At 36.6% G+C, this 14,479-nt stretch carries 11 protein-coding genes; 1 reads left to right on the plus strand and 10 read right to left on the minus strand.

Annotated features, from left to right (window positions below):
- Positions 1-41: 41 nt before the first annotated feature.
- Together RT261_RS09100 and RT261_RS09105 are read right to left on the minus strand one after the other, a co-directional pair.
- A complete protein-coding gene (locus RT261_RS09100) occupies positions 42-713 on the minus strand; it encodes a YjjG family noncanonical pyrimidine nucleotidase (RefSeq protein WP_313131971.1) in 672 nt (223 codons plus the stop codon).
- A gap of 3 nt (positions 714-716) precedes the next feature.
- Positions 717-1,364 carry a YczE/YyaS/YitT family protein gene (locus RT261_RS09105; RefSeq protein ID WP_313131973.1) on the minus strand — a complete coding sequence of 216 codons (648 nt, stop codon included), beginning with the start codon at positions 1,362-1,364 and terminating at the stop codon, positions 717-719.
- 175 nt (positions 1,365-1,539) lie between these two features.
- Between RT261_RS09105 and RT261_RS09110 the strand changes: the two genes are divergently transcribed.
- Positions 1,540-2,175: a cyclic nucleotide-binding domain-containing protein gene (locus RT261_RS09110; RefSeq protein ID WP_313131974.1), complete on the plus strand. Its 636-nt coding sequence runs from the start codon at positions 1,540-1,542 to the stop codon at positions 2,173-2,175.
- Between the two features lie 214 nt (positions 2,176-2,389).
- Here the strand turns inward: RT261_RS09110 and RT261_RS09115 are convergent, their stop codons facing one another.
- From RT261_RS09115 to RT261_RS09150, 8 genes are all read right to left on the minus strand, one after another.
- A complete protein-coding gene (locus RT261_RS09115; RefSeq protein WP_313131976.1) occupies positions 2,390-3,565 on the minus strand; it encodes an iron-containing alcohol dehydrogenase in 1,176 nt (391 codons plus the stop codon).
- A gap of 416 nt (positions 3,566-3,981) precedes the next feature.
- Positions 3,982-4,917, minus strand: coding sequence for a LysR family transcriptional regulator (locus tag RT261_RS09120; RefSeq protein ID WP_313131977.1), 936 nt, complete (start codon positions 4,915-4,917; stop codon positions 3,982-3,984).
- Positions 4,918-4,960: 43 nt separating this feature from the next.
- On the minus strand, positions 4,961-5,605 hold the full coding sequence (locus RT261_RS09125; RefSeq protein ID WP_313131978.1) for a redox-sensing transcriptional repressor Rex: 645 nt from the start codon (positions 5,603-5,605) through the stop codon (positions 4,961-4,963).
- A gap of 263 nt (positions 5,606-5,868) precedes the next feature.
- Complete coding sequence (locus RT261_RS09130; protein WP_313131979.1) at positions 5,869-7,053, minus strand: amidohydrolase; 1,185 nt, start codon at positions 7,051-7,053, stop codon at positions 5,869-5,871.
- A gap of 319 nt (positions 7,054-7,372) precedes the next feature.
- A complete protein-coding gene (locus tag RT261_RS09135; RefSeq protein WP_313131981.1) occupies positions 7,373-8,866 on the minus strand; it encodes a serine hydrolase domain-containing protein in 1,494 nt (497 codons plus the stop codon).
- Between the two features lie 332 nt (positions 8,867-9,198).
- The gene (gene ppdK / locus RT261_RS09140; RefSeq protein ID WP_313132079.1) at positions 9,199-11,823 is read right to left on the minus strand and encodes a pyruvate, phosphate dikinase; all 2,625 of its coding nucleotides are present in this window, start codon (positions 11,821-11,823) and stop codon (positions 9,199-9,201) included.
- A 397-nt stretch (positions 11,824-12,220) separates the two neighbouring features.
- Positions 12,221-13,609, minus strand: a complete 1,389-nt coding sequence (locus RT261_RS09145; protein WP_313131982.1) for a glycine--tRNA ligase — start codon at positions 13,607-13,609, stop codon at positions 12,221-12,223.
- Positions 13,610-13,839: 230 nt separating this feature from the next.
- Complete coding sequence (locus RT261_RS09150; RefSeq protein ID WP_313131984.1) at positions 13,840-14,442, minus strand: hypothetical protein; 603 nt, start codon at positions 14,440-14,442, stop codon at positions 13,840-13,842.
- Between the last annotated feature and the right edge of the window lie 37 nt (positions 14,443-14,479).

Genomic DNA, 14,479 nt, shown 5'->3' on the forward strand with positions numbered 1-14,479 from the left:
TATTCTGTAAAAATACCTGCCATATAATTAAGTGACCAACTTTAGAGACGAAGCAATTCCGAGATATCCCTGATAGTATGAGTCGCACTTGACAGAACCTGATTTTCCGAAGGGCTAAAGAGGCAGGAATCTATGCCGGCGTTTATAGCTCCCTGTATATCTGAGGATATGCTGTCTCCTACCATGATTGTCTTTTCTTTTTCAAAATCCGGAATATTATTAAAACAATACTCAAAAAATGGGAGAGCCGGTTTTTCATATCCCACTTTTTCCGATATGAACATCCCATGGAAAAGATCATAGATACCGGCATTTTTAAGCCTTTGTATTTGGGTTTCATATACCCCATTGGATGCGGAATATAATTTTTTTCCCTGCTCCTTTAACTGCAGCAGTGTTTCTTTTGCATTTTGAACCAGGTCAGAGCTGTCTCCGAGATGTTTCCGGAAACGAGATTCCGCTTCTTTCCCGCTGGCTTCTATATGATAGTGACTGAAGAATTCTCCAAAACGTGTGTTTAATACTTCTTCTTTACTTATTTTTCCCTGCTCCAGTAAGCTCCAGAGATTTCGGTTTATTTTTTGATATTGCTCCAGCATTTCGCTGTCATATTCTACCTCATAGGATTCAATCACCTTTCTGAATCCCCTTTTCTCTGCCGCATTGAAATCTAATAGTGTATTGTCGATATCCAATAAAAAAACCTGGTACATATTTTATTCCTCCATAGTTAGATGTTTTTTGAAAAATTCATAACAAATCCCTAACAGCGTTGATAAAAGGAAAATGCTGATAACGGTCCCTTCCCTGATCTGTAAGGGGGTATGTGCCAATACTGTTATAATTAAAGTGATTACTAAGAATATTATATCAAAGCTCATCCGTACAGCGGTAAATTTCTTTTTAAACACTTCACTAATGGTCAGGCAAAGGCTTTCTAATGGGAATTTTATAATTCCAATAGCAAGAACGGCTCCCAGGCTGATAGACGCTATGCCCAAACCAACCATATAAAGTACAATTCTATAAAAATAATTTTCTACCACAAATATAGAAAGTACATTATAGAGAAAAAAATTGATGATAGCTCCATTGGTGATAGTTGCGATTATTTGTATAGCATCCTTATAGTTTAACCGGGAACGCCGTAAAAGTAAATATGTTGCAAAGAAAAGCGAGTTAATCACATTGAGTATGGTACCAATTTTCAAATGAACCGTGTCAGACAATGTAACCGCTAATGCATTTAAAACGCTTTGGCCAATGGCTGCCTTTAGTTGCAGCGAAATTCCAAAACCAAAAAGCAAAAAGGATAAAATAGAGTAGAACATATATTTCGTGTATTTCTTATTTTTTTTAATCATTGTTTTCACCTCAGCGATATGATATCATAAAAATTCAATAAACAACTATGAGAATTATCATATTGGGGAATAAAAAGTTGAAAGAAAATAAATGCAAAGAAAGGTACCACAAAATCATTCTTTCAATCTGTTTATTTGTGGCAGTATCACATCTGCAAAACAGATATGATATGCAATGGGTGTAAAAATGAAAGTAAACCATAACTGTGAAATACCGGAAAGTCTAAGGGTTCTGGGCGTCGAGAAGAAGTTTTCCAAGGGAGAGAATATTTTTAAAGCCAGTAAAAAAATTTCCCATTGTTATTTAATTCTTTCCGGAACGGTAAAAATCTATATTGACCATGAAAATGGACGTCGGTCAATCCTTGATTTTGTGGGAAAGTCTGATTGGCTGGGAGAACTTTCTTTGTTCCGCGATGAAGACTACATTAAGGAGAATAAAGTTGTAGATGATACTGTCTGCCTGGAATTTGATTTGAAAGAAGTAAGGAATATCTGTAAAAAAGATGGGGAAGCCTCTTTTTACTTTGCCTCCTACATTTCTAATAAACTAATGCTTAGAAGTTACCGGATGAGTGAATATATGAATTATTCACTGGAAAAACGGCTTGCCTCGTTCATACTAAGACACCAGCAAAACGGAAGGTACAATCTATCCCATACGGATGTATCCGAGTATATGAATATCAGTTATCGTCATGTACTATTTGTTATGAAGAAATTTTGCGATGATGGAATTTTGAAAAAGGATAAGGGATATATCATTATGGATTACCAAAAGCTAAAAGAGATTTCAGACAGCGTCACTTAGACCTAAAACAACGATACGCTTAAGCTATTCAACACTTTTAGAAACAGTTGTTATTTGCAAAGAAAAGCTTTAACTAATGTGCTGAAAACCTCTGTTGCTGAATTTATAATAAAAAGGAGCTTTTGTTTTATAGCTGATTGTTCAGCTACTCTACAAAAAGCTCCTTATATAATTATCTATAACATATCAGTATAGTGACATATTACAGCGGTTGTTAGAAATCTACTTCGGTATCGTAATAGCAGGTATATAATAATTTTTCCATTTCTTTCGGGGTAATTGCTCTTGGATTGGATCCAGTACATGCATCACCTACAGCAAGTTCAGCAACTTTAGGAAGCTTTTCAAGGAATTCTTTCTCGTCAATAATTCCGCCTTCGTAATCCTTTATGCAACTAGGAATATCTAATTCTTTATTCATTGCATTGATATGTTTAATTAATGCATCTGCACTAGGTTCCAGTCCCAGGAATGCTGCAATCTCAGCATAACGTTTTGCTGCAATTTCATCTTTAGCATTATATTTAATAACCTTCGGAAGATACATAGCATTGGCACAGCCATGTACAATGTGACCGCCACTATAAGCAGCACCGGTTTTATGTGCCATTGAGTGTACAATACCAAGCAGCGCATTGGAGAATGCCATACCTGCAAGACATTGAGCGTTATGCATTTTAGCACGTGCTTCCATGTCTCCATTGTAAGATTTTATCAAATATTCACTTACCATTTTAATAGCATGAAGTGCCAATGGATCGGTATAATCACTATTTAGTGTAGAAACATATGCTTCAATGGCATGGGTCATGGCATCCATTCCGGTATGTGCTGTAAGTTTCTTAGGCATTGTTTCAGCCAGGTCAGGATCTACAATTGCAACATCCGGTGTTATATTAAAGTCAGCCAAAGGATATTTAACACCCTTTGCATAGTCTGTAATTACAGAAAACGCAGTAACTTCGGTTGCTGTACCGGAAGTAGAAGGAATAGCACAGAATTTAGCCTTTGTACGAAGGGTTGGAAAATTAAATGGTATGCAAAGATCTTCAAAGGTTGTCTCAGGATATTCATAGAAAGCCCACATTGCTTTTGCCGCATCTATAGGTGAACCACCACCAATTGATACAATCCAATCTGGTTGGAATTCGCGCATGGCTTCTGCACCTTTCATAACGGTTTCAACAGAAGGATCCGGTTCTACCCCTTCAAATAGCTTAACTTCCATTCCTGCTTCTTTCAGATAATCTACAACTTTATCTAAAAATCCGAAACGTTTCATACTACCGCCGCCTACAACAACGATTGCTTTTGTTCCGGTTAAAGTCTTTAAAGCCTCAATAGATCCTTTACCATGATAAACATCTCTGGGTATTGTAAATCTTGACATACTATTTCCTCCTTAATTATACCAAGTTTACATACTGTTTCTTTAATTCATACAGTATGTAGTTATATGTGATTGCTTTGTTTGTTTATATTTTAACAATCTCTTGCCTAAATGTAAAATGCAAAATTGTTTTATCGATATTCCATTATCGATATATTGATTGTTATTATATTTTTTGTGGTTTTTAGCTATTATTCGTTCAAATTTATCAAGAACTTGCTTATATAGAGGCCTTAATTGCCAAAAGCTGATTGATAAATATTTGTCACAGCATGCGGGTTATTCCAATATCGGAATATGGCTATTCCTATATAGACATACCTATAAAGAAAGAGGTTGCAGTAAATTTAGATGAAAATAAGTCATTGCTGCAAAACGCTTAACTGCAATGACTTATTTCTTATTACTTTTCTTTTCTATTTATATTCTTTAAAAGCAACCTCATTTTTTGCCTCTGATAATTTGTCAACAAATTTTCGTTCAAGTGCAGTGAGCTTATAATCTTTAGAATATATGAATACATCTTTATACCTGTGTCCGGAAGCTTTACATCTTCGCTGTGTGAGGCTGTATTGAGTTAACCATTTTTCCGATATGGGAGAGCCCCACATATAGGTTGTTGGAATGGTGCGTAGAATATCATACTGGCTGCACCAGTCATCAATACAAATACGTTTTGAAGTTTTCCCATTATTGTTTGCCCTGCTGTTGCTTTGCATCAGGTAAGGAATAATTGTATCCTCGTAAGATATCTCTGTATATTCTCTAAGTTCTTCATAGTTTATTTTTTCACACCGGATCAAAGGATGATTCACCGACATAAGTGCAAGATGCTCAAACTCCCACAGAATTTCATACTGCAGCTGTTTTTCCATCAAATAGTCAAAAAAATAGTTTTCATATTCTACCTGGTAGCGTATAATTCCCAGCCGGAAAGAGCCATCTGTTACATTATTGATTATCTGAAAGGAACTGGTTTCCTGGACATTTACGTTAATTCCCCTGTTTTCGTCTAGGTCTGCCATAAAACTTACAATAGCGTCTGTGATATAACCGGCCCTGGGTATGGATATACTGAAGTTCTGGGTGTTGCTATTAGCAGTTTCAGAAAGCGCCTCCATCTTTTCTATTTGCAAAAGTATATTCCTTGCATATACTAAAAACTCCTGCCCTTTTTGTGTTGGGCTCACTCCCCTGGAAGTTCGCTCAAATATAGCATATCCAAGGGAATCTTCTAATTCTTTAATTACTTTACTTAAAGTTGGCTGTCCCATAAAAAGATTTTCCGCGGCCTGGGAAATGGAACAGGTTCTCTCCACCTCAATTACGTATTTTAAATGCTTTGTATTCATTCAGATTCCTACTTTCCAGCTAACAGTATGTATGCAAACTAAATTATATCAATTGTTCTTTAAGATGTTTGGATAATACCGCAAGTGATGCAGCTAAATTTTCATTCTGTACGAGAATGTGATCCGGTACGGACAGATGCACCGGAGCAAAATTCCATATAGCAAGAACCCCTCCGGCTACCAGCTGATCGCATACAATCTGGGCTTGAGCTGCCGGAACGGTAATAATGCCGATATGCACCTTCATACGGCGGCACAAATCACTGACTTTCTCTGCAGGAAGAATTTTGGTACCATTGATTTCCAAACCAATATAAGCAGCATTATTATCAAAAGCTGCTACTATTCTTATTCCATAGTTTTTCAATTCTTCATATGCCAGCAAGGCATGTGCCAGTGAACCCACTCCAACCAGAACCGCTTCCTCAGTATTATCATATCCCAGAAGCTTCTCCATATTCGTAATTAATTCAGAAACAGAAAAACCAGCCTTTGGTTTTCCCTTTGATAAACTTACTGACGCAAAATCCTTACGTACCTGAACCTCATTAAGATGAAGCAATTCTGCAATTTTGGGTGCTGAGATGGTTTCTACATTATTCTTTTGCAACATTTTAAGTTGCTGCATATAATATGGCATCCTTCGCAATGCCTGTATGGTCACTGTACATTTATTATCATCCTTCACCGGAAAACACCTCTATTCATCCGTATTCATTTATTATAGTGTATACTATAAGCTGCTAATTCACAATAGTTTATTACCATCTCACAGGGCAGATTCCGGACTTGCACCGGTTAGTAACGTCCGCCGCCGGGCGCACAACCAAAAAGGAAGCCAAATTATTTTCAGCCTCCTTTTCCTTATACTATATATATTCCATCACTATATCTTCCACTTATGAATTTCTTTATCTCTAGATGTATTTGGGGTATTCCTGAACATAATCCCTAGTGATATTCCACGTGACTATTAAACGATTTCATCTCTCCTGAAACCAATTTCCCTTCAATAAATACAGCTTCTACAGTCGTTCCAAGCTCAAATGGATTGCCGTCGGTGATCACAATATCCCCATCCTTACCTATTTCGACAGATCCAACCCTGTCGGCAATTCCAATATGTCTTGCCGGGTTAATGGTTATAGCACGTAATGCATCAAAAGGTTTCATCCCTGATTTTACTGCAAGTCCTGCGCACAGCGGCAAATATTCCTGCGGAATAACAGGTGCATCCGTAATAATAGATACCTTGCAGCCAGCATTGGCTAGTACGCCTGGTGTCTCCCAAGTCTTATTACGAAGTTCGAACTTCGTAGGATGTCCAAAAGAAGGTCCCACTGCCAAAGGAATGTTTTCTTTAGCCAGTTCCTCCACAATCAGATGTCCTTCCGTCACATGCTCCAATGTAATATCAACTCCGAACTCTCTGGCAATGCGTATTGCGGTAAACATATCATTTGCCTGGTGGGCATGAGCTTTTAGCGGAATTTCTTTTCTGAGCACAGGAAGTAGCGCCTCCAGCTTTATATCAAATAAAGGACGCTTGCTTTCATCTTCCCCAGCCGCCTCAATCTTTCTCGCATATTCCCTTGCTTTAAATAACATCTCCCGTAATTTTGCAGCCGTTGACATTCTGGTAGTATCAAACTTATCGCGGTAACAACGCTTTGGGTTCTCGCCAAATGCACACTTCATAGCAATGGCTGGCCGGATCACCATATCGTCAATTCGCTTTCCAATTGTCTTAATCGCGGTAAAGGTACCTCCTAAAACATTGGAGCTTCCCGGCCCTGTTGCCACGGATGTAATTCCTGCCTTCACAGCCTTTAAAAATGCCTCATCCATCGGTTGAATAGCATCAATTGCCCTTAACTGGGGAGTAACGATATCATTCAGCTCATTATAATCCTGTCCTTCATATCCAATACCATATCCATCCAAACCAATATGACTATGAGCATCAATAAAACCCGGGTATATGTATTTACCAGCGGCATCAAATACCGCAGTCTCTTTATCAGGAATAATATTGGGTTCTATCTTTATGATTTTACCCTGTGAGACAAGAATGTCTGAAAGATAAGGCTCCTCATGAACTGCATCATTAATTGTTCCATTTTTAATTAGTAACATATTAAAATCCTTTCTTCTGTAATATTTATAGGGTGGTTGACCTTCATTCTGCATAGAATGGAGGTGATACATATGAGCAATAAGTTTGATATTAAAGATCTCATTCAATTTGCCATGTTCATTATAGCACTACTGATATTTATTTGTTTGTAACTAACGTAAAAAACCTTCCCTGTACTTTGCCCAGTCCAGGAAGGTTTTCTATTTTTCCATTGTTCAGCCACCCTGTGGCGATTGCCTTTTCTGATTATATTATAGCAAATTATCAGAATATAGCAAGTGTTAAACTATTACCCTACGTTCTGTGCTTCACTATGATTTAATGTTCTTGTTTCCTTATTGCTCCTATTCTTTTAATCTTCATTATAATAGATAAAATGCAGTTAATTATTGTAAGAACTTCCCACACAAATATTGCATTGGACATCCATACCCTCATTAAGTAATAATTATAGTTAAATAAATAAGGCCAAATAATTACAAATACTAAGAAAATTATTCTTAATATAAGTCTTATGACAATGCTAATTATTCTCCCTGCACTAGTGTTTTTATTTTTAATAGCATGCTTTTTCCCTTTAACTAAATTTAGAATCCTTATGCTAAAACTCACCACCGCTATTATAGATAAGCTGGAGAATATCAAATCCAGTAATATATAGGTATCATCATAACTAAATTTACTCATCTGGATACCATTTAGATTTTTAAGTGTATTGTCAGCAATTTGAGCGGGTACGCTAGAATCTAAATTGGCTAGTACAAATATAGCTTCTTGTTTTTCTAAATCTATAACAACCTGAGAAGAATAATTTGGATTACTTCCTCCATGTTTAATTACTTTATTCTCTATATCATTACTCCATCCATAAGAATAATATTTATCCATATTTACATATCCGGCAATTTCTCTGTCTACATCGTGGGATCTGATTATAGCACTTCTAAGCTTCTCCGGTATGTTACCGAATCCCAACTGGGCATTCAACCAAAACCCTAAATCCTTAATATTAGTAACCAAGTATCCTGCTGCCATATTACCATAATATCTGGGAGCTTTATATTCTAAGCTTTTACCAAAGAATAATTTATAACCTTTGGCAAGTTTAGCAGATACCTCTTCTTGACCGGTAGAAAAATAACTCTCTGTCATTCCTAATGGGAGCAATATATTATCTGTTATAAAATCCTGATATTTTTCTCCTGTAACCTCTTCAATGATAAGAGCTAATACATCATAATTAATAGTTGCATAACTATGTTTTATCCCAGGGTATGTATCTAATTTAATAGTTGATATATTCCGTATGGTTTTTTCAAGCATTTCATCTGAAGTTCCCTCCGGAATCAACTGGATACTCCATGAGGGAATGCCGCTGGTATGTGCTAGCAACTGATCAATAGTTATATCTGCTCGTTCACCGTTATAAGTAGGTGCAAACCAGGACAAATAATCCGTTACACGGTCTGAGCCTCTTAAATATCCCTCATCTTCCAATAATATGATAGCCAAAGCCGTAAATGCCTTTGTTGTTGAACACAATTCAAACAAAGATTCTTCCGTAACCTTCTCTTGATTTTTAACATCCGCATACCCGTAGCATTTATAATCTATCTTACCACCCTTTGATATTACCAGAGCCACCCCTGGAGTAGCTGACTTATTCATTATAGTTTCTACCATATTATCTACATTAGCGTAACTCCCTGCCGCAAAAAAAGCACTAAGTTCCTTCTTCCAAATTAGTACTGCAATTATTATTGCAAGTAAGGTAACTATTACTGTTGTTCCTGCTTTCTTTAATATTTTCATACCTGTATTCCTCTCCCCTATGAGTCTAACCCTTTATTTTATATTTCTATTATACACCGTTTCTAATTTTTTAGAAATTTAAAGTAAATAAAAATTTCGGGGCTGCAGCACTAATTCAACAGCAGCAATGGTCTTTCTTGGTTCCCCAGGTGCAATTTCCATGTAAATCCTATACATAATATAGTACAATATGTCTTTCTTTTTCTCAACCTTTTTGATATCCTAAGTACAACAAAACACCCTACCACTTTTACATGATAGGGTGTTACTATATTTCTGTTATTCAATATGGTCTGACTCAGTCAAACCACTTAAAAACGTTGATATTTTAATTATTTTGCCTGATTTAAAACTGCCTGTGCTGCTGCAAGTCTAGCAATTGGCACACGGTATGGTGAACAGGATACATAGTTTAAACCAACCTTATGGCAGAATTCGATAGTGGATGGATCTCCACCATGTTCTCCACAGATACCTAATTTTAATTTAGGGCTTGTTGCACGGCCTTTTTCAGCTGCCATTTGAACAAGTTGGCCAACACCTTCCTGATCAAGTCTTGCAAATGGATCTGATTCGTAAATCTTGTTAGAGTAGTAAGAATCTAAGAACTTACCAGCATCATCACGAGAGAATCCAAATGTCATCTGTGTTAAGTCGTTTGTACCGAAGGAGAAGAATTCAGCTTCTTCTGCGATTTCGTTAGCAAGTAAGCATGCACGAGGAATTTCAATCATAGTACCAACCATGTACTTGATATCAGAGCCGTATTCAGCGATTACTTTTTCTGCTGTTTCAACAACAACATCTTTAACGAATTTTAATTCTCTCTTCTCACCAACTAATGGGATCATGATTTCAGGAACGATATCGTATCCTTTTTCATTCTTAACTTCGATAGCTGCTTCCATAACTGCTCTTGTCTGCATCTTAGCGATTTCTGGATAAGTTACAGCAAGACGGCAACCTCTGTGTCCCATCATAGGGTTGAATTCATGTAAGGAGTCGCAAGTAGCTTTTACTTCTTCTACAGTAAGACCCATATCTTCTGCTAATTCTTTGATATCTTCTTCATTTGTAGGTACGAATTCATGTAATGGCGGATCTAAGAAACGGATAGTAACTGGTCTTCCTTCCATTGCTTCGTAGATACCTTTAAAGTCACCTTTTTGGAATGGAATTAATTCTTCAAGAGCTGCTTCTCTTGCTTCTACTGTCTTAGAAAGGATCATCTTTCTAATCTTAGGAATTCTATCTTCATTAAAGAACATATGCTCTGTACGGCAAAGGCCGATACCTTCTGCACCGAATTTAACTGCGTTAGCAGCATCTTCAGGAGTATCTGCATTTGTTCTAACTTTTAATGTTCTGATTTCGTCAGCCCATTGCATAAGTCTGTCAAAGTTACCACTGATAGAAGCTTCTTCTGTAGGAAGATCACCTACATAAATTTTACCGGTAGAACCGTCTAAGGAAATATACTCTCCTTCTTTGATTGTTTCTCCGCCAAGTGTAAAATATTTTGCTTCTTCATTGATTTTAATATCACCACAACCGGATACGCAGCAAGTTCCCATACCACGAGCTACTACAGCTGCGTGAGATGTCATACCACCACGTACTGTTAAGATACCTTCGGATGCATGCATACCTTCAATATCTTCTGGTGAAGTTTCCAAACGAACAAGGACAACTCTTTCACCTTTTTCATGATGCTCTTTTGCTTCATCAGCGGTAAAGTATACTCTACCTGCTGCTGCACCAGGAGATGCAGGAAGTGCACTGCCAATAGGTTTTGCAGCTTTAAGTGCAACCTGATCAAATGCAGGGTGTAATAATTGATCCAAGGATTTTGCTTCAATTCTCTTAACAGCTTCTTCTTTTGTAATCTTTCCTTCATCCACTAAATCGCAAGCGATTTTTAAAGCAGCTGCAGCTGTTCTCTTACCGTTACGAGTTTGTAAGAAGTAAAGTTTTTTATCTTCAATTGTGAATTCCATATCTTGCATATCTTTGTAATGATCTTCAAGTAAGGTTGCAATTCTCATGAATTCATCAAATACTTCTGGCATATCCTCATGTAGTTTTGTAATAGGCTGAGGAGTTCTGATACCTGCAACAACGTCTTCACCTTGTGCATTAATCAGGTATTCACCATAAATCTTAGCTTCACCAGTAGACGGGTTACGCGTAAATGCAACACCAGTTCCTGATGTATCACCCATGTTACCAAATACCATGGCTTGTACGTTAACAGCGGTTCCCCAATCTCCAGGAATATCATTCATTCTTCTATAGTAGATTGCACGAGGATTGTCCCATGAACGGAATACTGCTGTAACTGCTTCGATTAACTGTTCTGTTGGTTCCTGAGGGAATTCAGTTCCTTTTTCTTCTTTATATAATGCTTTAAATTGTGTAATAACATCTTTTAAATCTTCTGCTGTAAGTTCATTGTCATAATGAACGCCTTTTTTCTCTTTGATTTCATCTAAAACTCTTTCGAATTTAGATTTGCTGATTTCCATAACTACGTCAGAGAACATTTGAATAAATCTTCTGTAGGAATCGTATGCGAATCTGGAGTTACCAGTTTTCTTTGCAAAGCCTTCTACAGCAACATCATTCAATCCTAAGTTAAGGATAGTATCCATCATACCTGGCATAGAAGCTCTTGCACCAGAACGAACAGATACTAATAAAGGATTCTCGGTATCTCCGAATTTTTTGCCTTGTTCTTCTTCAAGAATTTTTAAAGCATCAAAGATTTGACCTTTAATTTCGTCTGATATAGTTTTATTATTGTTATAATAATCTGTACACGCTTCTGTTGTTACAGTAAAACCTTGTGGAATTGGAAGTCCTAAATTAGTCATTTCAGCTAAGTTAGCTCCTTTACCACCAAGCAGATTCTTCATATCCGCTTTACCTTCTTTAAACAAATATACCCATTTTGCCATTTTAGTCTTTTTACCTCCTAAAATATCTGTTAATTGTTTGACTCTATCGTCGACATCCAACATTATAACACATGTCACATAAATATGGGAAGTTATTTTTGCCTTTTTCATCGATTTTATAAAGATAAAATTGACTATTGACATAATTCCTTGTAAATATGCCCTCTCAAGGTGATTTTTTATAAGTTATTTTATCTTTATAAAGTTTTGACCCAATCAATTTCACACCATATTTCTGAAATATTGTTAAATCCCAGATTTTCCAAAGCCCAAATTCTCCAACATTATCTCACAACCTCTATCATGAAAGTCTGAATATACGCAAAAAGGACATCCCTTTCGGAATATCCTTTTGTAAGTTCAATCTGCTATATTATAATATTACCTTTAACATATGTTAAAATTCAAATTTCTTCTCAAAATAAGCCTTTAGGTCCGCAATTTTAATACGTTCCTGCTCCATTGTATCCCGATCACGAACGGTTACAGATTGATCTTCTTCTGATTCAAAATCATAGGTAATACAGAATGGAGTACCTATTTCATCTTGTCTTCTATAACGTTTACCAATATTACCTCTGTCATCGAATTCACAGTTATAATACTTGGATAATTCCTGATATATCTTTTCTGCTCCCTCAGAGAGCTTCTTGGATAATGGTAATACACCAATCTTAACCGGTGCTAATGCAGGATGGAAATGAAGAACCGTACGAACATCGCCTTCTCCGATTTCTTCTTCATCATATGCACCGCAAAGGAATGCTAATGTTACACGGTCTGCACCTAAAGATGGCTCTACTACATAAGGCACATACTTAATCTTCTTCTCATCATCAAAATAGCTCATATCCTCTTTAGATATATTCTGATGCTGTGTTAAATCATAATCCGTTCTGTCGGCGATACCCCATAATTCACCCCATCCAAATGGGAATAGGAATTCGATATCTGTTGTAGCTTTACTATAAAAGGAAAGTTCAGCCGCTTCATGGTCACGAACTCTCATTTCTTCTTCTTTCATTCCAAGAGATTTTAACCAGTCAATACAGAATTGTTTCCAGTATGCAAACCATTCTAAATCTGTATCCGGTTCACAGAAGAATTCTAATTCCATCTGTTCGAACTCTCTTGTACGGAATGTAAAGTTACCAGGTGTAATTTCATTACGGAAAGATTTACCCACCTGTCCAATACCAAATGGTATCTTCTTTCTTGAAGTTCTTTGCACATTCTTAAAGTTAACAAAGATACCCTGTGCTGTTTCCGGTCTTAAATATACTACATTCTTTGCATCTTCTGTAACACCCTGGAAGGTTTTAAACATAAGATTAAATTGACGTATATCTGTGAAATTATGTTTTCCGCAAGTCGGACATGGTATGTTATGTTCAGCAATATATTTGGACATATCTTCATGAGTCCAGGCATCTACAGCGCCTTCTAAAGTAAGATTATTATCATGAGCATAATCTTCTATGATTTTATCTGCACGGAATCTTTCGTGGCATTCTTTACAATCCATTAAAGGATCGGAGAAACTGCCAAGATGTCCGGAAGCTACCCATGTTTGTGGATTCATAAGGATTGCGCAGTCAACACCTACATTATAAGGATTTTCCTGTATAAATTTTTTCCACCATGCCTTTTTAACATTATTCTTCAGTTCAACGCCTAAGTTGCCGTAGTCCCAGGTATTCGCCAATCCTCCATATATTTCTGAACCCGGATATACAAATCCTCTGGCCTTTGCTAAGGCAACAATTTTCTCCATTGTTTTTTCCATCTTACTTTCATTCCTTTCAATAAGTTATCTAGTTTTCTTATCTTCATAATAGATATTCTAAAATTAAGCTTTTGTAAGTGAGCGGCCACCGCAATGCTTTCACTTTATAAAGAACATGCAAATATTTATAAATATATCATTCTGAGCCTGAACGGCGAAGAATCTCTATAAAAGAAATTCTTCGAGCTTAGAATTCAGCTTATCTGAATCAGCTCTCAGAATGACAGATATTATGGTTTATATATAATGACGGAAGCGCCTTCCTGTGCGGTTTGAATGGTGTAGGAATTCACTAATATACAATTAGCATAATACTTAATTGACCCTTCCACCATTAAATTCACATTGTCATTTATCATAACTACTTTATATTTTTCATTCTTTATAGCTTCCTCTTTCTTTACATAAGCACCGCCATCTTCCTTTACAAAAACATCAGGTAGTTCCAATTTGCTGCCTGAAAGAGCATCCACTCCTACCGTTACCGCTTCTACCTTGTTAAAGGCCGCATAAGCATCCAGGTTTTGATACGTTAATATAAGGACGGCAGAGTTTCCGTTCATCTCCAAGGAATCTATGATAATTGCAGTTTCTGATCCCAGAGTTTTATTAAACTTGTTGATTTCTTTTGCAATAAAACTATTTAACGCATCCAGGCTGTAGTACTCTTTACCAAATTCTTCTACCGTTGCTGCCTGTACCGTACCGTCTTTTTTGATTACAACGGTATTAGCCTCCGCATCTTTGGTATTTAACTTTATGTTTTTTCTTTTACAACCGGCCAACAGGATAAATGATAAGACCAGAATTGTATAAAGAACTGTCTTTTTCATAAAAGCTCCTCCATCTAGACTTAGAATAAGTTTTCTA

The organism is Anaerocolumna sp., assembly GCF_032079385.1.
In the GTDB taxonomy this organism is placed as follows: Bacteria; Bacillota; Clostridia; order Lachnospirales; family Lachnospiraceae; genus Anaerocolumna.

Excerpts from the sequence above, each read along its gene's own strand:
- RT261_RS09100 (WP_313131971.1), bottom strand. The coding sequence starts at position 713 with ATGTACCAGGTTTTTTTATTGGATATCGACAATACACTATTAGATTTC.
- RT261_RS09105 (WP_313131973.1), bottom strand. The coding sequence starts at position 1,364 with ATGATTAAAAAAAATAAGAAATACACGAAATATATGTTCTACTCTATT.
- RT261_RS09110 (WP_313131974.1), top strand. The coding sequence starts at position 1,540 with ATGGGTGTAAAAATGAAAGTAAACCATAACTGTGAAATACCGGAAAGT.
- RT261_RS09115 (WP_313131976.1), bottom strand. The coding sequence starts at position 3,565 with ATGTCAAGATTTACAATACCCAGAGATGTTTATCATGGTAAAGGATCT.
- RT261_RS09120 (WP_313131977.1), bottom strand. The coding sequence starts at position 4,917 with ATGAATACAAAGCATTTAAAATACGTAATTGAGGTGGAGAGAACCTGT.
- RT261_RS09130 (WP_313131979.1), bottom strand. The coding sequence starts at position 7,053 with ATGTTACTAATTAAAAATGGAACAATTAATGATGCAGTTCATGAGGAG.
- RT261_RS09135 (WP_313131981.1), bottom strand. The coding sequence starts at position 8,866 with ATGAAAATATTAAAGAAAGCAGGAACAACAGTAATAGTTACCTTACTT.
- ppdK (WP_313132079.1), bottom strand. The coding sequence starts at position 11,823 with ATGGCAAAATGGGTATATTTGTTTAAAGAAGGTAAAGCGGATATGAAG.
- RT261_RS09145 (WP_313131982.1), bottom strand. The coding sequence starts at position 13,609 with ATGGAAAAAACAATGGAGAAAATTGTTGCCTTAGCAAAGGCCAGAGGA.
- RT261_RS09150 (WP_313131984.1), bottom strand. The coding sequence starts at position 14,442 with ATGAAAAAGACAGTTCTTTATACAATTCTGGTCTTATCATTTATCCTG.